The following is a 23,966-nucleotide window of genomic DNA, read 5'->3' on the forward strand; positions in this document are numbered from 1 at the left end:
ATGGCCGAGATTTTAAAAGTAAACAAAAATGAAAAGAATGAACAAAAAGAAGATTATGCACTACAGCGAGTACCTAAGCATTGGCGTATGCCCTGGTTCAATGTCACAAACGTAGCGATCGGTGTCGCAACAGCGATGATCTTTATGCAGATGGGAAGTTTAATGGCAATACAATTTGGTAGTATTAATGCCCTCATTGCCGAAATCTACGCAACTATAGTCGCCGGATTTCTTGGGATTATCATAGCCTATTTGGCAGCTAAGAATGGATTAAATGTAAATTTAATGTCACGCGGTGCCGGTTTCGGATTCATCGGTGCTTCCATTACTTCTTTCATCTATGCTATTAACTTCATTATGTATTGTGCCATTGAAGGATCAATAATGGCTATAGCGGTACATGAATACATTAAATTCGTACCGACATGGGTTCTAATGATTATCTTAGGTCTAGCTGTCGTCCCTCTCAATTGGTACGGAGTGAAGCAGCTAGACAAATTTCAGAAGTATTCACTCCCAGTCTATCTGATTCTTCTTTTTTCCGGTATCTTTATGACTGCAAACCGCCAATTCGACCACGCAAATTGGCTAAGCTTTCTGCCTTCAGGCCAACATGTTGGTGGGATCGGACTGGTCACATGTATTGGGATTATTAATGGTTTAGTTGGAATTATCGCGCTGCTAATTTCAGATTATGCACGTTTTATTAAACAAGAAGAATTCAAAATCGGTGTATTTGCCATAGGCTTTATTCCAGCGCTTATCTGTTTCTTTATCTCCGGGTTGCTCGGTATTTGGTTTGGTGTTCGCTATATGACAGATAATCCTGGTGTGTATTTTGTATCAGCCATGGGAATTTGGGGAGCGGCGTTTGCTATTCTCACACAACTACGCATTAATGTTACAAATTTATATAGCGGCTCCACATCTTTGGCAAATTTCTTCGCTAGAGTTTTCCACTTCACACCTGGAAGAGTATTCTGGGTGGTAACAACCGCTGTACTTGCCATAATCAGTATGCTATGCGGGGTATTGACTTATATCGGGCCAATGCTTACTTTCCAGGGTGTGTTTCTGTTTGCCTGGGCGTCAATCCTAGTGACAGATGCAATCATCATTAAAAAATGGTTAAAGCTAGGCCAAGTTCATATCGAGCATCGCCGTGGCTTTTTACCAGAGTGGAATCCTGTGGGCGTGGTTTCAATCATAATCTCTAGTACAATCGGCACAATCCTGGCTTCCGGTACATGGGGCCCAACTTTATCTGGATTAGCCGCACTTATTGCAGGTGTTCTCTCCAGCCTGATCAGCATCATTATTGCTCTTGTTACAAAAGGTAAAACTTACCTTACTGCACGGCCTATGGAAGAAATCCAGCAGCAGGCTCACCCTAATGAATATAATGAAACCGTTCATACCTGCGGAAGTTGCCAAGGTGAATTCATCACTGAAGATATGTTGTACTGCCCTTTCAACGGCAATAATATATGCTCCCAATGCTGTTCAGCAGAATCACATTGTCAGACAGTCTGTAAGAGACAAAATGTTGGTACGGTTATTACCGCATAAATATTTTGAATGCAATCACCTAGTGTCGGCTTGGCTAGGTGGTTGCATCCTCCTTATTTTCTTAAAAGCTCAGTTAATCGGGTTATTTCTTTCTGCCTTTCCATTCTCGCTTGTATCGCTTTATCTACAGTGATGGCTGAGAAACGGGTGGTGGAAAGGGGTCTCGATTGAGCGATAATATCCAGATCGGTACTGATCACAGTACCAATGGTAACAAAGCCTCCACCGGAAGTACCATCATTCAACAAAACAATCACTTCTTCGTTGTTTGGCACTAATATTACACCTATTGGGTAGACCGTATCGACGATACCATACTGACTATTACCCGATCCAAAGGGGGAATCTAAATCTTTCAAAGAAATCGATTCTCCTTTGTACCGGTATGCAACACGATCGGATTCCGACGAAACCTTCCAATCGGAATTAAGAAACGACTTGATGCCCTCATCGCTTATGCGGTAGCTGGAAAGTCCCATCACCGCGCGTATTTCATTGTCTCTATTGAACAATGGAATAAATTCCTTAGGAATTCGTTTCCCCGCCTGTTTAAAAACACCTGGCAGCGGCTCTGCAAGCATCAGCTCATCTCCAATTTTTAATTTTCGGCCCTGGTACCCGCCAAATTGTGCCAAAGAATATGTAGATTTGCTGTCTAATATTTGAGGAACTTGTATTCCCCCCGATACGCATAAATATGTTTTTACTCCATTCGTTACGCCTTTAAACGATAAGATATCTCCTTCCTGAACAATGATATTTTCCCACATGGGAATCGGTTGATGATTTAAACAGGGCTCGACGGGCGCGCCAGTAAGTGATATGACAGTTTTTTTATGAAATTCAATCTTTGGCCCCAATAGCGTCATTTCCAATCCCGCATACTCCAGAGGATTGCCTAACAAAAGATTTCCTAGTAAAAAAGAATACTTATCGGCGGCACCGGAAGGAGGCACGCCTAAATGGTAGTTTCCCTGACGTCCCATATCCTGAACTGTAGTGTGGATACCAGGCATTATGATCCTGAGCACTTAAAATACCTCCAACAAATCTTGAATGTAAAACTTTCCTTTCTTAAAATACTCTTCAACGGAAAACTCGAAATCCTTTTTGCGGTATTGATACGTCCCTCTTTGTACTTCTTCTCCTATTCGGTTATATTCCTGTTCATTAACCGGCCTGTGTTTCCAAATATCGCCTGGCCTTGTGAGGAAAAATATCTCCGCTTTACCTGCTGCTATTTGAGGTTTTTTGTACACAGGGACTGCGGACATCCCAATTAATTGATAGCTACCGGGGCCAGGTATAGGATAAACGAGAGTGAAAACACCTCCCACACCAACAGCCTGGGCTGGCGTATCAGTCCGCGGGCTTATATATTTGGGAGCCTGGATTATCTTTTCCCTAGTAACTCCTAACGGAAATTGCCAGGCTGCACCCGGGGTAAAACCCATCATCGTAATCAGGTAAGGCATAGCGGAATGTGCTTCAATGAATGCTTCTTTGTCAGTATAGCCATTAATTTTCATAACGAACTCAAAGTTAGACAATTCGGGGTCCTGGTTTCGGTGTTTGAACTTCTCCGAGTACTCCCGCGTAATTGGATCATCATACCAGGTGGGAATTTCAACAATTCTCATCGATAAATTAAGTTGAGATGGGTCGCTTTTGGTCATATCAATCTCTCTTAAATACTCAAGTAAATCACGAGCCGGGATCAATTCTGGGTTATATCGTATAAGATAAGATGCGTTAGATGGACAGATATCAATGACCCCAGGAATTTGTCGTCGCCTCAATTCGTTTGTGATCGCTAGTGCTTTAAAATTACTCTCCTCACTCATATCCCGGGAGATCTCCGCATATATGTATTCATCGCCTGCAAAATCAAAACGTGTTTCCGGTAGAGTAAACAATGGAATCCTCCTAATCGTTCAGCGATTATTAATTCGTCGGCTGATCGTAGCTTGACTCACTCCCAAAATCTGAGACACCTTTGCCGCAGTTCCATATTTACGTAGAGCTAAGTCAATTAGTTGTCTTTCTAACTCTGCGACCGCCTCTTTCAAAGGCATAATTTCGAATATCATGGGTTTTCCCTTTTTTTCTCTAATATCAGTATAGAGAATGGATAGCACATCATCTTGATCTATAAAATTCTCTCTGCTGGTTACAAATAAACGTTCGATTATATTCTGCAACTCGCGCACATTCCCCGGCCAATTGTAATTTTCTAATACTTCGAGTGCATCAAGGGATAAACTTTTATTCTTTATATATTCCTGATTGAATTGTTGTAAAAAATGCATGGATAAAGATGCAATATCCTCAGGGCGTTCACGCAAAGGAGGAATCCGTATTGGAATAACATTTAAACGATAATACAGATCTTCACGAAATAGATTTTGCTGTACAAGTTCTCTAAGATCACGGTTGGCTGATGCAATAATCCTCACATCGATAGGTATGGTTTTAATCCCCCCTACACGAACAACTTCTCTTTCTTGAAGGACTCGGAGGAGTTTCACCTGCATATTCGGAGGCAACTCTGAAATTTCATCTAACAACAATGTCCCCCCATTTGCCATTTCGAACAGACCTGGTTTTCCTTTTTGATCTGCGCCGGTAAATGCCCCTTTTTCGTATCCAAAAAGTTCGCTCTCAATCAAATTTTCAGGGATCGCTCCGCAATTGACACGTATAAACGGCTGCGTTTTTCTTTGGCTATAATCATGTATGGCGTGAGCAAACACTTCTTTCCCCACCCCGGATTCTCCAATTAGCATCACGGTGGAATGTACAGAAGCGATGCGCTTCATTTCATCCACCAAGTTTTCCATTAACCGGGAGCGATAAATCAACTTTTTTTTCCGGTCAGATTGCTCGATTAATTCATTCAGCTCCTGATTTAATTCATCCGACTTTGTTTGGACCATACCTAGCTTTTTACCAAGTCTATCAATGTCCTGGGAAACAATGACTATTTTTTCAAGTTTGCCCTCATGAAATACAGGGTTTGCGACAGACCAAATTTTCCGTCCATACAATGTTTCCTGGATACTGAACACTTTCGCTCTTTTGTTTTTGCACAAGTCAAAAACGTTAGGTGTAAAAATCCCTTCTTCCTCCAGTTCCTTGACATTTCGTCCAATCATTAGCTGAGAATCTTCGGTCCCCCAAAAACTCTTCAGGAAAGTTCCAGCTAAGCGAATGATGTTTCCTTCAGAATTGACGACAAGTATTTGCTCGTAGGAGGAGGAATAGATGGCCTGCAAGTCCTCAGAAATGTCCCTGACAAACTCCAGTTCCTGAACGGCTCTTTCCCACTGTACCCCTTGTCCAAAGATATGGACAATTCCTGAAATTTTACCTTCGATCATTAGCGGGGAAAAGTTGCCAATTATATGTTTATAATTGAGCGAACAATCGACACACACAAATTGTTTACCGGAAAGAACTTCTTCTAAATTTTTTTTATTAGTGTCGAGCAGCGTTTTATAATTTCGATAGAGGAGAAATGAACTGGAAAGGCCTAAAATATTTTCTGCCATTTCATTAATAAACGTAACGTTAAAGTCCGCATCCGTTGTTATAATTCCAATTTCTGCCCCATTAAAAATGCGATTGATTTGTTCTAATTCCAGCTGATTAACTATACTCCTCGCCTGTTCCATCGTACAAAAACCGGTTACATTACCATTAAGATCAACCCCTAGAACCACGGATATATTGTGATAAAATTCTACTGGATTAAACCGAGGAACCTTTAAAATATTCTGATAATATTCGATAGTTTGATGCAGGTCCTGCGATTTTTGCAATTGCTGGAGAAGGAAAGATATATTTACGTAGCCTACAACTATATCTTGATCACAAACTAAAGAGATGTTCTGCTGGGATTCATGAAGAATTTCTAAAGCCCGTTGAATCGTACTGTTTTGATCCACAGTAGTTTGAATAGATTGTAAAATCTCCTTCCAAACAATCACTTTTTGCGCACCTCCTTATCATAAATGCAATGATATCATAATTAACAAATTTCCGAGAGCCTCATATTACACTTATCAAAATTATCCTTTATTATAATTTACCATTTGAAAACCATTGTTTGCAAAAATGAAATATTATAACAAACAAAAAGGCTGTTAAGTAATCAACAGCCTACACACTACATCCCCTAAGGTTTCTTCCATGGCCAGCTGACTCCACCCTTGGCCCAGTCATTCCTTTTAATTTCGCTTATAAGAATGTCTACTTCTTCTTTCTCGATATTGAGAGAGCGAGCCATCGCATCGGTTACTTCTCGGATCATTGAACCCTTCATCTCTTCACTTCTGCCTTCGAGCATTTCAATTCTTACTACAGGCATATCCGCAACCTCCTCTATTATGCCTTGCCAGTTCGTATATCCCTGCTTCATTAGCTATATTCACGCTATCCCTAATATATCTTTAATAGAAGTAATTTGAATGTCATTTGCTTTTAATGCATCAACAATTGCTTTCGCTAGCTGAGGTGCTCCGGGGGTATCCCCATGAATACATACTGTTTCAGCTTTAAGCGATACGTCTTCGCCTGTATGAGCCACAACTCGTCCTTCCTTGACCATTCGAACCACTCGATCTGCCATTTGGGCATAATCCTCAATGGAATACCCTTTCCTTGTAAGTACGATAGAAGCAGTCGAAGTGTGTTCTCGGTCGGAATACACTTCTTTCGCCACGGGTATTCCCATTTTTTGACCCACCTCAACTACGGCGGAATTATTCATGGCATACACAATCGTATTAGAGTCAATCACGGCAATAGATTCCAGGATCGCTTTTGCTATTTTTTCATCCTCCATTGCCATCATATAAAGAGCACCATGTGGCTTGCAGTGTTGAATTTTCATGTCCAATGAGGATGCGAACTCCCGTAGGGCCCCCATTTGGTACATCACATAATCTTTAATCTCGGAGACTGTAGAACTCATATATCTACGCCCGAAACCCATTAAATCGGGAAAACCGGGGTGCGCCCCGATGCCAACCCCATATTTTTTGGCCAATTCCACGGTTTCCCGCATAACATGGGGATCCCCCGCGTGGTAACCGCAGGCAATGTTGGCTGAAGTGATATATTGCATCATTTCTTCGTCACTTCCCAATTGATATAAACCAAAACTTTCTCCCATATCGCAATTAAGATCAACTTTTAACATATTCATCACTCTCCTCGTTATATTGGTGTTGCAAGTAAATGATCCAGAAAGCGAGTTGTGTAAATTCCACCTGTAAATTCAGGATTTTTTACAATCAACTGTAAAAGCGAAAGGTTCGTTGTGAGACCTTCAATAACAATGCTTTCCAATAACTGTTCCATTTTTTGAACCGCTTCGTCCCGATCTACGCCGTGCGTAATAATCTTTCCTATCATCGGATCATAGAAAGGTGATACAGTGCTTCCCTCTATTACCGCAAAATCGAATCTTCCTTTATGATCCGGAAGATATAGTGTTTGTATTGTACCCGGTGATGGGAAGAACGTCTTAGGGTCCTCCGCATACAGCCGACATTCGATTGAATAACCCTTCTTTTCAATATCTTCTTGATTAACGTATAATTTTTCTTTAGCAGCTATACGAATTTGCAATTCAACTAAATCGATACCCGTAATTTCCTCCGTAACCGGGTGTTCTACCTGCAAACGTGTATTCATTTCCAGAAAATAAAATTCCTTGTTTTCATCAAAAATAAATTCCATGGTTCCGACGTTGGTGTAACCCATTTGTTTTACTCCATGCAAGGCAGTCTCCAATAAATGTTGGCGTGTCCCCTCATCCAAAAATGGGGAAGGACTTTCTTCCACAACTTTTTGGTTTCTCCTTTGTACCGAACATTCTCTTTCAAACAAATGAATAGCATTCCCGTGCTCATCACAAGCAACCTGTACTTCAATGTGATGGGGATTCGAAATGAATTTTTCCAGAAACAAGGTACCGTCACCAAAAAAAGAGTTTGCTCGTTGCATAGTAGAAGCATATACTTTTTTCAATTCGTCACCATCATGGACCAGTTGCATTCCAATGCCTCCACCACCCGCACTGGCTTTCAGCATTAACGGATACTCCAACTGCTCTGCAATTTCAAGTGCCTGTTCCACGGATTCCAACTGGCCGTCCCAACCTGGAACAATAGGTACACCTGCCTTTTTCATTTGCCGGCGGGATTCGATTTTGCTGCCCATTAATTCAATAATCCTAGCAGAAGGCCCAATAAAGGTTATTCCTTCCTCTTCGCATCTATGAGCAAACGCCGGGTTTTCAGACAAAAATCCGTATCCAGGATGAATCGCTGTCGCACAAGTTTGCTTAGCGGCTTCAATCACTTTATCAACATTAAGGTAGCTTTTTTTCGCCTGAGCCGGCCCCACACAAATTGCTTCATCTGCCTCAACCACAAACGGTGCGTCTGCATCGGCCTCCGAATAGATCGCAACCGTTTTAATTTCCAAACGTTTACATGTACGAATGATTCTGCGTGCAATCTCCCCGCGGTTGGCGATTAATACTTTCTCGAAATAGCTCATGATTCTCCTCCTAGATGTATTTTTATGCTACTCTCCTCGAATAACCGCAATTTCCTGTCCAGCGTCAACGATATCCTCACTTTCGACGATAAAACGCTCAACTAAACCATCGACTCCCGCTTGAATCTCGTAAAAGTTTTTCATCACTTCAATTAAACCAATCGTATCATCGGCTTTGACTTTTTGTCCTTCTCGAACGAATACATCCTGATCCGGACTTGGTCGCCTATAAAATACCCCTGGTATTGGTGAAATTACGGATTTGTTATCTGCCATCTTAAATCGATCTCCTTTCTGCCACAATTTGTTCTTTGATTTTCATTAACTGGTTCTTCAACTCCAATCGCGCCTGTAGCGCTTCTTCCAATGTTACAGAAATAAAACGAACCTTCTCATTCGTCTTAATTTGCGCCATTCGATTTAAATCTGCGTTTATTACTGTCGCAATGGTAGCATATCCCCCACCGGTGACCGCATCATTTAACAAGGCAATCGGTTCCACACCGTCAGGGACTTGAATCGAACCGATTGGATAGCCTAGGTCGACGACATTTGAGGGGTTACTTCCAGCCCCAAATGGCTGCTCCCGCGGCACGAAGGATAATCTTTCACCCTTAAATCGATAGCCGATCCGGTTGGCCTCTGGCGTTACGGTCCAATCGATTGATAAAAATTGTTTTTTGCTTTCTGCGGTGAACCTATAACTGCATAATCCCATAATTACACGGATCTCATTGCTATTTGAAAATTGGGTGGTAAACTTGGAATCGACCCGTGTTCCTTCTTTCACCTTGTAACTTTGAGCACTTCCAATCTGTAATAAATCCCCTGCCTGTAAAGCCCTTCCTTCAAAACCTCCAATGCCGCAAAGGGTATAAGTAGAGCGGGATCCCATAATTTCCGGTACATCAATCCCACCGGCTACTGCTAAATAAACACGGGCTCCAGCTTTCATAAACTCAAAAGAAAGGACATCCCCCGCTTTGACTATTAACGTCTCCCACATGGGAACAAGTTGACCGTTTATTTTAGGTGGAATCTGGCCACCAGTCACAGCAATTACCGTGTTCTCCTGAAATTCCAGTTCCGGTCCCATATACGTAATTTCTATGGTTGCTGCATTCTCGTCATTTCCAACTAGTAAATTGGATATCGTATAAGAGTATGTATCCATCGCTCCAGATGGCGGCATACCTATTTCGTAAAAGCCAATCCGACCTCGATCCTGGACCGTTGTTTGAAGTCCAGGCTTGATTACTTTAATCATTGGTATAACCCCCCAAGCACTTTTTCCGAAAACTTTCTTGGATCTTGTATGACCTCGGTTGGCGTAAATGTAATGTCTTTAGTTAGATAACGGAACGTTCTGTCTTCCACCCCTTTGCGAATGGATTCGAAATCCTCCTTACTAACGGAACGATAGCGGAAGATATCTCCTTGACGCGGAAATGTGATCGAATCCTGAAAATCAAGAAGTTTTTGATCTTTATCAAAAATAGGAGCCGCCGCTACACCAAACAATTGGTAACCACCCGCTCCTTGCACAGGATAAATAACAGAAAATGCTCCACCGAATCCAAATGCCCTCTCCGGAGTAAACGTGCGTGGCCGGACATACTTCGGAACCTCAATTTGTTGTTCACGGGGAACCATTTGGTAACACCATGGCAATCCAGGAACAAATCCAACCATAGAGACTAAAAAAGGAGAGTCGGTGATCGCTTGAATTAAGTCATTTTTGGATGAATACCCATTAATCCGTGCCGCGTATTCCAAATCTGTTGAATTCGGATCCTGATGACGATCACGGAACCTCATAAGTGCCTCATGGGTCCACGGATCCTCAAACAAAATTGGAATGTCAACAACACGGGAATGGATTTCGATTTCATCTAAATTAGATGCGGATTTCTCTAATTCCTTTAGCTCCTGAATCAATTGGTTAGGATGGAACACTTCCGGATCGACGCGAACCATGTATGAAGCATTCGACGGACAAATATCCAGAATACCCGGCCAGTCTTTTTCTTTTAACTTTCGAGTGATCGCCATTCCTAGGAAGTTAGCTTCTAAACTCATTTCTTCAGCCAATTCGACAAAGACAAATTCATCGCCGCCATATTCATATCGTGTCAATGTTTTTCACCTCACTGCATTTTTAAGAGCCTTTCATACTGGATTGTAGATAATATTAATTATTCATGTACGTATTCTTTATAATATAAATAGCAATAATTATGCCAATAAACAGTAATATTATTTTTTTAGATTACATTATTTCAATTATGAAATCACTATTGATTTCATAATTGAAATAATATGTTACTCCTTAAATAATCAAATGATTATCATCTATTGTCGCTTCGATTTGTTAAGATGAGCATAAAGTGCTTTCAAAAATGAAATGTTAATTTCAATTTTGAAATATTTAAAAACATTGAAAAAAGAGGGAACAGCAACTTGCCGATAAGCAGAATTAAATTAGGCAGCGCTACCATCCTATTTGATGGTAGCGCTGCCTATCTCACATTCCAGTATATTTGGGCGATCCCATCCCAAATTGAGAGGAGGATGGAGTCGTTTTAGAGTATACTATGCATTTATTCAATAACGTTAGGCTATTCTTTCAAAAATCTTTTAGCAAAATTTGAACTTAGTGAACAATCAAATTTGCGGTGGCTACTGCAATCGATTCCTCAAGAATTTGCAATCCTTCCTCTAGCTGTTCATCTGAAATGACCAATGGCATAAGCACACGAATCACATTCCCGTGTAAGCCCGCACTGAGGGTAATCAATCCTCGCTTATATGCTTCATTCACAATCGCATTCACAACATCTTTATTTGGTTCCAGTGTTTCTTTACTTTTAACGAATTCGATAGCGCACATTGCACCAAGACCCCGTACATCTCCAATCATGTCATATTTTACGGCGAGCTGTCTGAAACTGGCCATCACCTTTTCCCCTATCACCTTGCCGCGCTCGTTTAATTTTTCTTTCTCTATTACATCCAGTACAGCAAGTGCAGCTCGACATCCTAGTGGGCTTCCTGAATATGTTCCTCCCAGTTCTCCAGGACTGGCCGTATCCATTATTTCCTTACGTCCTATTACTCCACTTAATGGAACTCCTGCAGCTAAAGATTTAGATACCGTAATTAAATCAGGTATAACATTAAAATGCTCCATTGCAAAGTATTTGCCAGTGCGGCCGAATGCTGATTGAATTTCATCAGCAACGAAAACAATTCCATATTGTTTACAAATCTCAAATACCCCTTGAACGAATTTTTTTGTTGGTACAATAAATCCGCCTTCACCTTGAACAGGTTCCATAACAACCGCCGCGATAGTTTCAGGAGCAACATCACCTAGCAGAAAATTTTTAAATTGGTCTAAAATATACTTATCGTATTCCTCTTCGTCCATACCTACTGGACGACGGAACACATACGGATAGGGAGCTTTATATACTTCCGGAGCAAAAGGACCGAATTCAAATTTATAGGGGCGAACTTTACTTGTCATTGTCATAGTCATAAGCGTTCGGCCATGGAATCCTCCGGAAAACACTACAATTCCCTGACGTTTTGTGTATTTTCGTGCAATTTTCACCGCATTTTCTACTGCTTCGGCTCCACTATTCAATAAAAGGACTTGTTTTTCATGATGACCAGGTGCAAGTTGGGCAAGACGTTCTGCAAGTTCAATATAAGGCTGATACATCATAACATTGAATCCGGGATGAATATATTTATCAATCTGGTCATGTAAAGCATCTACAACCTGAGGATTGCAATGACCCACGTTAATCGTACCAATTGCACCTGCAAAGTCGATATATGTGTTACCATCCACATCTGTGAGCAATGCGCCGTTTGCATGGTCAACAAAAGTTGGAATACCGTTACTTACACCTTTTGGTATAAACATTTTCCTCTTTGCTAACAAATCCTTTGCTTCGGGACCTGGTAGTTCTGTTCGTACATTTGCAAATTTATAACTCATCTAGTATTCCTCCTTATTGTATAAAAAATAAACCACTACTCGTTCCAATATCCATTGCAATTTATGTGCCATTTCTAATAGTTCTTCTGGTATCAACCTTAAAATTCCTCAATTAACTGTGTGTCTGTCACCAAGCAAGGACCTGGTTCAGATTAGGAGGTCTACTCAGTAGACTATACATTAAAAGCCGGGATTATTTTGGAGATAATCCCGGCTTCTAAATTTGCTCTAATTCTTTATTTGTTATTTCATACGATTTAATAACCTAACCAAATTCATTACATTGGCGTATCCCGCTGAGATGCATCCAGTAAGCACAAGTGATCTATTAGATTCTGGGCAATGATCCTTGTTCGATATATCAGTTATGTTATAAAACTTACCTTTGTAGCCACTGCAGGACAAATTCATGCTAGTTTATTTATTTACATTAATGTACTGTCCATATTTAGTTAAAACCGCTTCGATAACTTTATCCGTTTTTAATACATCCGCATATTTTTGTTCGAGATCAAACAAGCTCTGTTCATGAGATGCCAATGAACGATCGCCAACCGCATCTTCGACCACAATCGGCCTGTAGCCATATTGAAGGGCATCAACAGCTGTGGCGCGAACACAGCCACAAGTCGTGCACCCTACGATGATCAAGGTATCCACATGGTTTGAATTAAGACGGGAAATAAGATCTGTCCCAAAGAAAGAGGAGGCATATTTCTTGGTAATTAAGCTGTCACCTGTACCAAAATCTAACCGGGAATCTACATTGACAGCTGTTGTTCCTACTTTTAATGTTTTTAGACCTTCCATTTTCTGATACCACAATCCAGAATCAGCAAGTTTATCGTCATCATATGAAATGGTGGTGAAGATCACCGGGAGGTCCAGAGCATGCATCGTATCCAACAGCCTATTTACTTTGGAAATTTGTGATGTCAAGTCCGATCCCATGGGCATTGTAGCATCGGTAAATCCAGTAATCATATCTGCGACTATTAAGCATGGCTTGTTGCCAAAGCCTAATAACTTTCCGAACCCTCTATCTTTGAAAAAGGCCAAATCCACTTCCGATTGTGCCATTCATCTTTCCCCTCCTTGGTCTCTATGATTGAAGCCATCCTTCGTTTCAACATGATCTTCGTATAATAATCCTTACTTAAAAACTTATTTAAACCAACCAAACTTACCAAATCTTCCATGTGCTTATTCTAACTCGAGGTTAATATCATGTCAATACATAACATTTTAAATTTATAGAATATTTTAATCGTATTAAATCGCTAGAACTAGTGGCTGTTATCTTAGCTGTACACGGAGGAGAACATAATTTGTGAAACAAACTCCTTCGTTTGTTCTAATCATCTGTTTGGGATACCATGCCTTTTATTACTTTCTCCAAGCTTAATACATCGGCATATCTCGCATTTAAATCAATTAACGTCGAGTTCTGCCAGGTTTGATTCCGGTCACCTACGGCTTCTTTCGGAACGATTACCCTGTAACCCCTTTGGAGGGCATCTACTGCATTTGCACGAATACTTCCACTTGTTGTCGCGCCGGCTAATATTACCGTATCAATCTGACGTTCTTTAAGGAAATCATCTACTTCCTGGTTATACAAGTCCGTAATATGTACAGTATGATTAACAATATCATAAGAATAATGATTAAGAGCAGGATGGATGTTCACCCATGTACTCTGCGGATCGAGAATCTGAAGAGATGGAAACTTCTGGCACCATAATTTGGATACTTCATTCGTGGAATCATACACAGTAATGCTAAAGATAATCGGTATCTTATGTAAAAGCGCTTCTTCAACCAGTTGCTTTGTCGCAGAAAGCTGATCCTCCATTTTGATCGCTAGTTGGGAGTGCGATTCAGTAAAAGCGATGGTTAAATCACGAATGAGAAGAGCTGGTTTTTTACCAAACCCTATTTGTCCGGAGAATCCCTGATCAGAGTATAGCTGGTGAAGTTCATCTAAAATATATCTTCTTTGCCCTCCAGGAGTATACATAACTTTTAATCCATAGCCTTCGATAACACCATTCTTCTCTAATCGTCGCAAAGTGCTTGGTGAGACCCCAAGCAGTTTAGCAGCCTCAGATATATTTAAAAGATTTTCGTACATGTAAGCCCCTCTCTCCCCACAACTCATTTAATCAAAAAGCAACTTATTAAAGTTGCAAAATATACGTAAAACTACTTAAAGTTATCAATCATTATATCATAAGATTTCCCATCCTTCTACTAAACTTACTTTATTTTCCAAGTTGCAAGAGAGCAACCCATCCTGACACTTTCCTGACATATCCAAAGCGTAAGATTTCTATTTGAAAACGATAGTTGAGGAGGTTGACAAGGATGGAAAGTGCCCAATTTCAGGCTGTTCCTTCTAATTCAGTGGTTTATGAAATTAACATCACCACACTGCCTAAGGATGTAATCACATTAGATGTCGATTTCTTGCAGAAAGAAATAAACAATGGAAAAACCAGCTATACCGAGAAAGTTGGCAAGGCAACCCTGTATATTGTAAACGAAGATTGGATTTCCGGCTCCATTATCGATTATGTGACCTATTCCATGAACAAAAATTTATTGGAAAATGCCAGGCCATTAGGCAGCCTAAAATCTGCCCTTACCTGTGCCAAAACCAGCAGGATCAACATACACGGAGCAATTGCATACTTATATCATTTTGAAATCTTTTATGCATTTAGGAAACAAGGGTTAACGAATCCATTCATGCAATTGTTGCTTAAAACGCTGGCGGAAGAAATAGAAGCGCGTTATGTTCTTTTGCAGGCGTATCCCGCTGAGAAGCATCCAATAGAAGAGATCCCAAAAATCCAAATGCGTTTAGAAAAGATTTATTCCAAGGCCGGTTTCTCAGTCTTGAAATCGTCTACACCTTTTTACGGAACCGATCATCTCCCTCTTACCCACATGTATTATGATCTGAGCAAAAAACATTGAGTTCTATGCACCTTCCCGGATCCAGCCGCATCAGGATTTAACGAGAAGCGGCGGAAAGACTGTAGATTGAATCGTCTCTCCGCCACTTAAGCGTGCTTTCTTTATTCAAATTTACCTTCATGAAAATCCGTAAAGGCCTGACGAATTTCATCTTCGGTGTTCATGACAAACGGGCCATACGCTACAACCGCTTCCTTAACAGGTTCACCTGCATAAAGCAGCACGCGAAGTTTTTCTTCCGCGCGGATTGAAATCTCACTTTGCTGCGATTCATCTGCAGAACCAAGCCACAAAACTTGATTCTTCCTTCCCTCAGCTGCATTTGCTCCAAAATAACCTCTGCCTTCAAGGACATAGAAGAATCCGTTATAGCTGCCGGGCAGATCCTGCGTAATGGAAGCCCCAGGTTCAAGCTGTATTTCAACCATCGTAACCGGCGTGTGATTTAACGTGTTCGCACTAACTCCTGCAGACGAGCCAGAAAAGATCCGAACCAGCGCGCCGCTCTCCTTCCTCACCGGCATGTCTTTGGCGCGCAAATTTTGGTAACGCGGCTGCGTCATCTTTTTTGAGCGCGGGAGATTCACCCACAGCTGCAGACTGTGTACGGTATCCCCTACGCCTGCTGTTTCCTTATGAATCACGCCTTTGCCGGCAGTCATCCACTGGGCATCACCCGGTTCTAGCTTGTCTTCTCCCCCATGATTGTCATAATGCTCAAGCGTTCCTTCCAATACATATGTGACCGTTTCGATGCCGCGGTGAGGATGATAATCGAACACTCCGTGCTGGAACCAGTCCTCTGCCAGAAATAAAAACGGATCATACTCCTCGTAGTGCTCAGGTGTAAGGATCTGGCCTACCTTATGAATCGGGCTTTGCTGGTGCGGCTGCACCGTCCAAAGCCGCCGAATGCTTCTTTCTGCCATATCAATTCTCCTTTTGCTTTGCTTTAAATGGGGAACATACATCGCTTCCTTTACTGTACCAGATATCTGTGAAGGTAAACACACCAAGAACATGTGTAAAGCCTATCTTGTTTTAAAAAAGCTGTTATAAAATGTGACGAATCCTTTGGATGATGTTAGATTTAATGTAAAAATGAATGTAACAAGAAGGTTCACAGGAGGTAAATCGTATGGAACAAAACGAAGCGGTTGAGTTGGCTGAAGAAATTGTACGCTTGGATATGCTGCGCGATGAAATGCTTGAAAAATTACAGGATATAGCAGGAACGCATACATTCGAATTGCTTAGAAGCGTGCAGAATAGAGGATTCAGATTTACGATGAATAAACAAACAGGCCAATCTTAATTGCCACAGACCCTTGATTAGTCGTATTTGTCATCGTTTTCCTGCACAATTCCATCAATTAGAAGGTCCAATTCATTTTCAAAAGGAAGGTAAAGCGGAACCGGCAGCTGGTTCACAATCTGCTCAATTTCCGGCAGCTCTAATGCTTCCTCGAGGGAAACTGGCTTTTCGATAGTCTTAAACCACTCGCTGAAAACGTCTATAAACTTATAGAAGCGGTGCTCCAGCAGCGTCGCCTCATCTTCGGCATTCTCCAGAATATTGGCCTGCTGATTGCGTTTCCACTGAATTAATAATAGCTGCAGTTCGTGTTCTAGCAATTCACTCATTATGCTCACCTCACAATCATTTTATCATACAAGAAAAAGAGGGGCTTTCTCATAAGCAGAAGAACATTTATAGAAAAGGCGACCCAAAAACCGGTCGCCTTTTCTAAGGTGAAACTCGTCTATTCATTTGACAGCTCCCGGCTTAGGTTTAACCTCCTGCTGGGCCGACTGGCGATGGAGCAGCCTGTAGAAAGGCGGCAAAATAAGGAAGATCGTGAGTAAACGCAGCGATTGTACGGCTACAACAAAGCCAGAATCGGCATGCAGTGCAAGTGATGTTGTTGCCATCTCGGCAACTCCGCCAGGTGCAAACGCCAATATGCAGGTCACAAGCGGGATCTGTGTTATTTTTGAGACAAAGACTGAACAGAATACCAGAGCAAGCACTAGCCCGAGAGAACTCAATAAACCGACAATGGCAATTCGTGCTGCCCCCGTAAACATTTCTTTATTCAAGCGAGAACCGATATTTGCCCCAATAAAAATCTGAGCCAGAATAATCAATTGATGCGGCCACCAGGGTGCCAGATTCTCACCAATAAAGGATGAGCCTAGCATCTGGGCAGCAGCCGTACCCAGCATTCCGCCAACTAGCCAGGGAGCCGGAAACTTGATTTTTCTTATTGCAAAATATCCACACGAGGCTGCCAGTGCCAGTGCAACTGTCCAGATAAAGGAAAGAAAATGAAAGACAGCACCGGAATTTGCCGCGTTCGTTTGCGCCATTACAGCAGGTGGAACTGCGGCGGCGTTTCCCGCGTGCCAATAGGAGGCAAGCAATGGAATCGTCCCCACGACGAGAAAAATCCGTATCAGCTGAACAATGCTTACAACGATTGTATTGGCTCCCACCTCTTCAGCCATACTGGGCATTGCTGAAATACCTCCTGGAGTGGTCCCGAAAAGACTCGTTATCATATCCGCCTTACTGAAACGCCAAAGAATGAGCCCTGAAAATAAGGCAAAAACGATAGATAAAAGCAGCATCACCGTAATCACTATATAATTGTCTTGAAAAGCATCTAATGTGGAGAGATTCATGTTTTGACCTAATTCTATGCCGAGTATTGCCTGCCCTACATGTCGCCAATGAGGCTTGATGGCTGTGTTGTACCCCGCATTTGCCAACCATTTTGATTTCCAAAAAGAAAGAATACTAGCCGCAAGCAGAGTTCCAACCAGCCAACCAATCGACACTCCTGTTAAGGAAAGAACGTATCCACCAAGACCGCTAAGCGCAATAAGACTGCTGTTTTGCCAAAGGGTGTTTTTCCTCATACTTCAGTATGCTTCCTTTCTGGAACTTTCAGATGCACGCGTCAACTTGAGCCCACCGTCATCTATGCTCCTTAATACTTTCATACGAACAACCAATCATAAGAAAAATGGCATTGGATAAGTTGTGAAAGTTTTAATGTTTTGCGTTCATTTGCCCTGGGTACTTCATATTATGATGATGAATTTTGCAAGGGTGAGGAATGGATATGACAACAACCGAGGCGATCTCCTATTTGATTATTTCTTTACATCATCTGGGTTATCCATACAAGGAAATTAGGAGGATAAGAAAAGAGTATGAAGTCCGATTGAACTTACATTCCGAGGAGAAGGTTGAGATGGAAGCTGCCATTTTGATTGCAAAATTAATTAAAGAAGGCGTCGAAACAGTGGACTTAATGATCTATGACAAATGTTTAACGGATGGTTTTGATCAAAGCATGAAATAAAATGCACCAGATGTCTTCACATTTTGCCAGGAGCTTAGGGATTTCATAAAATTTTACTTTACTTTAGCAGCAGATGTGTAACACTCATTGCACATCTTTGCTTTTTGTAACCGGTTGGACTTTGGCTGATAAAACTTTCCGCACAGCCGGCATTTTCGATACACCTTGCATGTGCTGCCTCTCATGAATTCGCTGATGAAATTTCCTGTCTTCTCTTTACATAAATGTTTAAAAATTTTCGCTGTGTTGATCGCATCGTCCAGCGCATCATGCTCTTCGCCTGACCATTCCAGACCGAACATGTCCACCGCATTACGCAGTGAAACTTGCTGGTTGTTTGACTCCGGAATCCACCTTTTGATGTAGGCTTGCAAATCAATATAGCTATCAACCCAACTATCATCCAAATTGTGGATCTTGCAATCACGTATCAGAACACGCTTGTCTGAGTCACTCCACCCGATCAGCGCATATTCCTCTTCCCCAATCCAGTCTTTAAACTTCTCGATAACACGCGGAAAAGCTTTTGCTTCCCTAATGGTTTTCTTCGGTATGCCCGTAAACTTCCGAGCATAATCGGTATACGCATAAATCGGTTTAATATACTCATAAAAGGATTCATACGTAAACTGACTGCTTTTTACGTCTTCCTCCTTGATCTTAACCGCGCCAATCGAAATGGTTTCCATCGGTTTATCGCTCTTCCACACCCGTCCATTAATTTCTGTATCTAACACAATGTAATTCATGGGACAACCACCTTACGTAAATTAAGTATACGGTTATAACATGCCTCGTACCCTTCTTTTTATCCTTCCGTTTGAAGGCCAACTATTATTTTAACGTATAAACCAAAAAAAGGCATTAACTTATGTAATCCGTGCTTATCTTTTCCTGATCCTCCCTTGTAAACATTGAAAAACCCAACAAGTGGAATGAAAAGCATTTTATTGCTAATACTAATAGACGTTTATCATAATTAAGGAGGAACTCACGTGCCACAAAGAATTTTCCAAGCAGCCCAACAACTTGAGCAAGCACTGCTGGAGATCCAGCAAATTGCGCATCAACTTCACCTACAAGAAAGCCAAAATGCCCAGCAATTCCAGCGGATGCAGCAGTTAAACTATCCGCAAGCGATCAATCAATTCCCAATGTTTACTACCCTAGAGGAAAGGGCAGCTCAGCAATTAATCATGATTGAAGAGCTCGCTCGTCAGCTGCAGCAGCAACTGAGATCGCTTGGCGGAATAGCTGGCCAGCAGCAACAATTCGGAGCGCAGGCCGGCTTGATGCCTATGGCTGGACAGCCTCAATTATTTGGGCCGCAGGCCGGTTCCATGCCTATGGCTGGTCAGCCTCAGTTATTTGGGCCACAGTCCGGCTCCATGCCTATGGCTGGACAGCCTCAATTATTTGGGCCACAGTCCGGCTCGATGCCTATGGCTGGACAGCCTCAGTTATTTGGGCCACAGTCCGGCTCGATGCCTATGTCAGGACAGCCTCAGTTATTTGGGCCGCAGGCTGGCTCGATGCCTATGGCAGGACAGCCTCAGTTATTTGGGCCACAGTCCAGCTCGATGCCTATGGCAGGGCAACCTCAGCTATTTGGCCCGCAGGCTGGCTCGATGCCTATGGCAGGACAGCCTCAGTTGTTTGGGCCACAGTCCGGCTCCATGGCAGGTCAATCTCAAGTATCTTCGCAACAGGCGGGTTCAACGGGTGGTCAATCTCAAGTATCTTCGCAACAGGCGGGCTCCATGGGAGCACAACAACAGCAGTCCGCAAACGCTGCAGGGTCTCAAACCATTTTCCAGCCTGGTTCTGCCAGCTCGAACACACAGCAGGCACGGCAGCAAGCCAGCCAAGATAGCAGTCGTGTACAGTAAATTCGATACAGATTGTGAGGGCCCTTTGTCTTTTTAAGATAAGGGGCCATTTACATTTACCTATCCGATCAACTGCCGATGCTCGCACTTGTTATACATTCACTTTGATGGAATGGGAACGCTGTATACGGTTAATTAGTGAACCATCTTCAATCTTGTGGTTGCGCACAAAATATGAGTGGAGAAAGAGGAAGAGGACCACCAAAATTGGCAATAATAGATACTAAGTCAAACGGAGGTGTTTTTCAAATGGATGATGCAGTGAAGAGAATAGAACTATTAAAAGATTATGGCTACCCCGGTGAAGCGATTCCTTCTTTACTGAGACAAACCGAAAAGTACAGTTATGAAAAATTAAAACAAATCATTGAACCATATAAAGACGCTACTACCGGAAAACCTAATGCCACGAATACCAACATGGTGAACAGTGAGAAAAGTGAAAGCGATCACTATATTATACAGAACGTTGAGCGGTTCCGGGTGCCGGATTCATATGCTTCGGCTATTGTAGAGTTGAAAGAGGAAGGCGTTGTCCCAGACTCTGCTCTGAGCCTGCCTGCATCCAGCTATATCCCTGCACAAAAATAGGTTGAGGACTCATCCTCAACCCTTTTTCATAAGACCATAATCTCTGCTTCAATTCCGGTCTGGGGCTGAAATTGTAAATCCACCCGCAATCGCTCCGGAATAAAATTATGGTATTGTGCCAAGTAAATCGCTATTCCGTCAATGATATCCTGCTGGGTCAGGCGAATGTTTTGAAATCCCTTTCTGGCATCAGCTGAAAATCCAAACGCAGGATTGTGCTGCAGGTCTACGTCCACATCCTCAGGATTTCCATTATATCGGTTTGCGACAAACACACAGCACGCATCAATTACATCCTGTTCATTAAAATGAAGATTCATTTTACACTCTCCTTTTATGGTTAATACACACGGTTGAAGAAAAGTTTGCGTATAATCAAGAAGATGACACCAATGATGATAATGTCTACTATTAAACTAGGAACCGAGGTGCCTGTGTGGCCACCACCACCAAATGGGTGAAACATGCTTCCCAACAATGCTCCTGCGCCAAATGCTGCCGCATGTGAAAGCAATGCGCTCGACTTCTTAGGTGCTGCTGGCGGGTTGTATGAATGTGCCCTGCTCACGTTAGCGGACGGGCTTTTATAGCCGGAATGGTAGGTTTGAGCGCTCGATGTCGGATGTGAAAAGCTCGCGCTCGAATGAGAATTAGTTAACAGGGAAGCATGTGCATGTGAAACACTTGAATGTCCCCCGCCAAAACTGCCCGCAAACGCCGTTATTGGGCTCATTACGATCATAGCTGAGACAAGGAATGGAATTATTTTTGCTCTCATTCGTAAAACCTCTTTCTTATGTAATAGTCAATTCGTTGCTATTATGCAATAGCTTTATGAAAATCCCATAAAAAAATAAGTAAATCCTGATTAAAATAGAGAGTTTGGCGTTAACAAATTTTTTCATAGCAATTTAAATTAGTTTATGTATAGTAAATTATGATAATAAATGAATCCTTAGGTGATGTAAATTGGTTAATGCTAGAAATGCATATCTCATATTGTCTGCTTACATACTTCATACATTATTAGCACTTCTAGCTGTAGGAATGTCGATTACGCAGTTTACGGGGCTGCATCACGCCTGGGCACCTCTTAGCAAATTACGTAATCTTTTACAAGGTTTTATCAAATGGGACTCTGAGTGGTACTTGAGTATTGCCCTCAATGGGTATCCAAAAGACAAAAGTGCTGCCTTTTTCCCACTCTATCCATATTTAACACGCTATATTGGAAAAGTAATTGATTTGTTTTTCCACCACTATAATTGGTCTCTTATGATAGCTGGCCTATTAATTGCTAACTTATCGTTCATAATTGCTTTGTTCTTTTTATATAAAATCTGTTTATGGATTTACTCAGAGAAAGAAGCCACTCGGGTTTTATTTTACCTTGCGGTTTTCCCAACAAGTTTCTTTTTCTCAGCAATGTATACTGAGTCGTTGTTCCTGTGTTTTGTTACCGGTTCATTTTATTTTGCTCACAGAAAAAATTGGTTATGGGCTGGAATTTTTGCCGGGCTCGCTGCACTTACAAGAAATTTAGGAGCCTTTCTTATTTTATCTCTGCTCATCACGTATTTTAAATCCATTGATTTTAAATCCGGGTTTAACAAGCACGCAGCTGCATCGTTAATTAAAATTACGGTTATCCCGGGACTTCTCTTTTTATGTTATCCGGTATTTTTATCTCAAAAGTTTGGAAATCCTCTGGCTTTCGTGTCTGCAGAAAAATACTGGCAGAGAGTCACCGTCTTTCCTTGGATTTCTTTATGGAATACACTGCAATCAGAACGAACGGAATTTTCATTTGCGATCCTCTTTTTATTACTTCTCATTTTTGGTTTTAAGAAATTAAAATTCGAGCATTGGTTGTACATGTTTTTTGGGCTTATGATCCCAATGAGTTCTGTTTCAGACGGGGTGTTAACGAGTATGCCTCGTTATGTGATTGTTTTGTTTCCTGGGTTCATTTATATAGCGTATATACTAAAAAAACGATACCTGGAGATTATTTATTTTGTGTTAAGTATCTCACTCTTCTTATTTTATATGGAGAATTTTGCAAACGGGCACTGGGTTGCCTAGAAGTGTAGCAGAATTGTTGTGTTCGTATACCACCTCTGATCTCGTTAACATGGCTATTTCGCTATGCTTTTGGCAATATATAGGGAGTTTGCGTCGTATCATCTTTACGTAAGAGTCTTACCATATAGAACTTAAATAAGGTCCGCCTGGTCATTTATGCGAGTGTTAACGTCAACTTGGTCATAAAACAAAAAACTCCTCCTTCTCGATGTTTATATCGAAAAGAAAACATTTCTTTATCGTATATGTATGGACGCTGTTCTGCGTTTTAACTAGCGGTATCATGTTATCACATTGTTCCGCTGGCCTACGTTTTGTCTACGGTTTGTCTGCATCTATTCTTACGAATCAAAAAGGTTAGGACTCGGTATAAACGAGTATGGCGGACTCAAATGAATTTGAACCAGCGACCTCTACGATGTCAAGGTGGTTGAAGTACACTTTTATAAGATTAACTTCAATAGGTGAGACCTGATAGAATGCTGAAAGCCTTATAAATACTGACTTTTTTTAAAAGCTCATTTTACACAGGTTACACCGAATGAAATACTGTGTGATAAGTTTGTGATAAGTTGTAGCATGATGAGTATCTTTACATTGCTTGGCGTTCCGCTAAATCTAATATGCATAAGCGATATCTTGGATTGTTTTGCGCACCATTTGTCCCAGTATTTTGTTTTGACATTTTCGCCACAATAATAGTTTGTATCTTAAATTGTACAAAAAACTGCAAACAAATTCGTTTTCTTTTTGGATTTGTCTGCAGTGTGATCCACTTCCTTTAATGAAGGCTACAAGCACCTCACAACCCATTTTATTTTTCCTCAATAAAGATAAAAACAAGTGACATTGGGGATTAAACACCATTAAAGGAAAATGTGTGTCTCAACAAATCATTAA

Annotated in this window: 25 protein-coding genes; 7 read left to right on the forward strand and 18 right to left on the reverse strand. The window is 41.5% G+C overall.

The genetic code is table 11. The features are described from left to right. A complete protein-coding gene (locus PP175_RS18985; protein ID WP_272439812.1) occupies window positions 1–1,569 on the forward strand; it encodes a purine-cytosine permease family protein in 1,569 nt (522 codons plus the stop codon). A 53-nt stretch (window positions 1,570–1,622) separates the two neighbouring features. Here PP175_RS18985 and PP175_RS18990 read toward each other — a convergent pair whose 3' ends face one another. The 12 genes from PP175_RS18990 to PP175_RS19045 all read right to left on the reverse strand — a co-directional run bounded on the left by PP175_RS18990 (window position 1,623) and on the right by PP175_RS19045 (window position 14,282). After that, entirely contained in the window at window positions 1,623–2,600 is a 978-nt protein-coding gene (locus PP175_RS18990) for a 5-oxoprolinase subunit C family protein (RefSeq protein ID WP_272439813.1), read from the reverse strand. Next, window positions 2,601–3,485, reverse strand: coding sequence for a 5-oxoprolinase subunit B family protein (locus PP175_RS18995; protein ID WP_272439814.1), 885 nt, complete (start codon window positions 3,483–3,485; stop codon window positions 2,601–2,603). 18 nt (window positions 3,486–3,503) lie between these two features. Beyond that, window positions 3,504–5,558 carry a sigma 54-interacting transcriptional regulator gene (locus PP175_RS19000; RefSeq protein ID WP_272439815.1) on the reverse strand — a complete coding sequence of 685 codons (2,055 nt, stop codon included), beginning with the start codon at window positions 5,556–5,558 and terminating at the stop codon, window positions 3,504–3,506. 188 nt (window positions 5,559–5,746) lie between these two features. Next, a complete protein-coding gene (locus PP175_RS19005) occupies window positions 5,747–5,989 on the reverse strand; it encodes a tautomerase family protein (protein WP_272439816.1) in 243 nt (80 codons plus the stop codon). Between the two features lie 9 nt (window positions 5,990–5,998). Continuing rightward, window positions 5,999–6,772, reverse strand: coding sequence for a LamB/YcsF family protein (locus tag PP175_RS19010; RefSeq protein WP_272439817.1), 774 nt, complete (start codon window positions 6,770–6,772; stop codon window positions 5,999–6,001). 17 nt (window positions 6,773–6,789) lie between these two features. Continuing rightward, window positions 6,790–8,139: an acetyl-CoA carboxylase biotin carboxylase subunit gene (locus PP175_RS19015; protein WP_272439818.1), complete on the reverse strand. Its 1,350-nt coding sequence runs from the start codon at window positions 8,137–8,139 to the stop codon at window positions 6,790–6,792. A 27-nt stretch (window positions 8,140–8,166) separates the two neighbouring features. After that, window positions 8,167–8,415, reverse strand: coding sequence for an acetyl-CoA carboxylase (locus PP175_RS19020; RefSeq protein WP_272439819.1), 249 nt, complete (start codon window positions 8,413–8,415; stop codon window positions 8,167–8,169). Between the two features lies 1 nt (window position 8,416). Next, window positions 8,417–9,406: a 5-oxoprolinase subunit C family protein gene (locus PP175_RS19025; RefSeq protein WP_272439820.1), complete on the reverse strand. Its 990-nt coding sequence runs from the start codon at window positions 9,404–9,406 to the stop codon at window positions 8,417–8,419. Then, window positions 9,403–10,275 carry a 5-oxoprolinase subunit B family protein gene (locus PP175_RS19030; RefSeq protein ID WP_272439821.1) on the reverse strand — a complete coding sequence of 291 codons (873 nt, stop codon included), beginning with the start codon at window positions 10,273–10,275 and terminating at the stop codon, window positions 9,403–9,405. Before PP175_RS19030 ends, PP175_RS19025 begins: the two co-directional genes overlap by 4 nt. 517 nt (window positions 10,276–10,792) lie before the next feature. Next, the gene (gabT, locus tag PP175_RS19035) at window positions 10,793–12,148 is read right to left on the reverse strand and encodes a 4-aminobutyrate--2-oxoglutarate transaminase (protein WP_272439822.1); all 1,356 of its coding nucleotides are present in this window, start codon (window positions 12,146–12,148) and stop codon (window positions 10,793–10,795) included. Window positions 12,149–12,565: 417 nt separating this feature from the next. Beyond that, entirely contained in the window at window positions 12,566–13,228 is a 663-nt protein-coding gene (locus PP175_RS19040) for an isochorismatase family protein (RefSeq protein WP_272439823.1), read from the reverse strand. A 274-nt stretch (window positions 13,229–13,502) separates the two neighbouring features. Further along, on the reverse strand, window positions 13,503–14,282 hold the full coding sequence (locus PP175_RS19045; RefSeq protein WP_272439824.1) for an isochorismatase family protein: 780 nt from the start codon (window positions 14,280–14,282) through the stop codon (window positions 13,503–13,505). A 233-nt stretch (window positions 14,283–14,515) separates the two neighbouring features. Here PP175_RS19045 and PP175_RS19050 point away from each other — a divergent pair, with 233 nt between their 5' ends. Further along, entirely contained in the window at window positions 14,516–15,130 is a 615-nt protein-coding gene (locus PP175_RS19050; RefSeq protein ID WP_272439825.1) for a hypothetical protein, read from the forward strand. 101 nt (window positions 15,131–15,231) lie between these two features. On the opposite strand, the gene PP175_RS19055 is transcribed toward PP175_RS19050, so the two are convergent. After that, a complete protein-coding gene (locus PP175_RS19055) occupies window positions 15,232–16,059 on the reverse strand; it encodes a pirin family protein (protein ID WP_272439826.1) in 828 nt (275 codons plus the stop codon). A 209-nt stretch (window positions 16,060–16,268) separates the two neighbouring features. Between PP175_RS19055 and PP175_RS19060 the strand changes: the two genes are divergently transcribed. Further along, the gene (locus tag PP175_RS19060) at window positions 16,269–16,445 is read left to right on the forward strand and encodes a hypothetical protein (protein ID WP_272439827.1); all 177 of its coding nucleotides are present in this window, start codon (window positions 16,269–16,271) and stop codon (window positions 16,443–16,445) included. Between the two features lie 17 nt (window positions 16,446–16,462). On the opposite strand, the gene PP175_RS19065 is transcribed toward PP175_RS19060, so the two are convergent. Together PP175_RS19065 and PP175_RS19070 are read right to left on the reverse strand one after the other, a co-directional pair. After that, window positions 16,463–16,774, reverse strand: coding sequence for a hypothetical protein (locus PP175_RS19065; RefSeq protein WP_272439828.1), 312 nt, complete (start codon window positions 16,772–16,774; stop codon window positions 16,463–16,465). Between the two features lie 123 nt (window positions 16,775–16,897). Further along, entirely contained in the window at window positions 16,898–18,052 is a 1,155-nt protein-coding gene (locus tag PP175_RS19070) for an AbrB family transcriptional regulator (RefSeq protein ID WP_272439829.1), read from the reverse strand. Window positions 18,053–18,258: 206 nt separating this feature from the next. Between PP175_RS19070 and PP175_RS19075 the strand changes: the two genes are divergently transcribed. Further along, window positions 18,259–18,501, forward strand: coding sequence for a hypothetical protein (locus tag PP175_RS19075; RefSeq protein ID WP_272439830.1), 243 nt, complete (start codon window positions 18,259–18,261; stop codon window positions 18,499–18,501). 53 nt (window positions 18,502–18,554) lie between these two features. Here PP175_RS19075 and PP175_RS19080 read toward each other — a convergent pair whose 3' ends face one another. Next, window positions 18,555–19,250, reverse strand: coding sequence for a 3'-5' exonuclease (locus PP175_RS19080; RefSeq protein ID WP_272439831.1), 696 nt, complete (start codon window positions 19,248–19,250; stop codon window positions 18,555–18,557). Between the two features lie 246 nt (window positions 19,251–19,496). Between PP175_RS19080 and PP175_RS19085 the strand changes: the two genes are divergently transcribed. Further along, on the forward strand, window positions 19,497–20,390 hold the full coding sequence (locus PP175_RS19085) for a hypothetical protein (protein ID WP_272439832.1): 894 nt from the start codon (window positions 19,497–19,499) through the stop codon (window positions 20,388–20,390). Between the two features lie 249 nt (window positions 20,391–20,639). After that, complete coding sequence (locus PP175_RS19090) at window positions 20,640–20,981, forward strand: hypothetical protein (protein WP_272439833.1); 342 nt, start codon at window positions 20,640–20,642, stop codon at window positions 20,979–20,981. Window positions 20,982–21,007: 26 nt separating this feature from the next. On the opposite strand, the gene PP175_RS19095 is transcribed toward PP175_RS19090, so the two are convergent. Next, window positions 21,008–21,301, reverse strand: coding sequence for a DUF2653 family protein (locus PP175_RS19095; protein ID WP_272439834.1), 294 nt, complete (start codon window positions 21,299–21,301; stop codon window positions 21,008–21,010). 20 nt (window positions 21,302–21,321) lie between these two features. Next, the gene (locus PP175_RS19100; RefSeq protein WP_272439835.1) at window positions 21,322–21,759 is read right to left on the reverse strand and encodes a hypothetical protein; all 438 of its coding nucleotides are present in this window, start codon (window positions 21,757–21,759) and stop codon (window positions 21,322–21,324) included. 191 nt (window positions 21,760–21,950) lie between these two features. Here PP175_RS19100 and PP175_RS19105 point away from each other — a divergent pair, with 191 nt between their 5' ends. Then, entirely contained in the window at window positions 21,951–23,066 is a 1,116-nt protein-coding gene (locus PP175_RS19105) for a mannosyltransferase family protein (protein WP_272439836.1), read from the forward strand. Window positions 23,067–23,966: the final 900 nt, after the last annotated feature.

The organism is Aneurinibacillus sp. Ricciae_BoGa-3 (assembly GCF_028421645.1).
Classification (GTDB): domain Bacteria; phylum Bacillota; class Bacilli; order Aneurinibacillales; family Aneurinibacillaceae; genus Aneurinibacillus_B.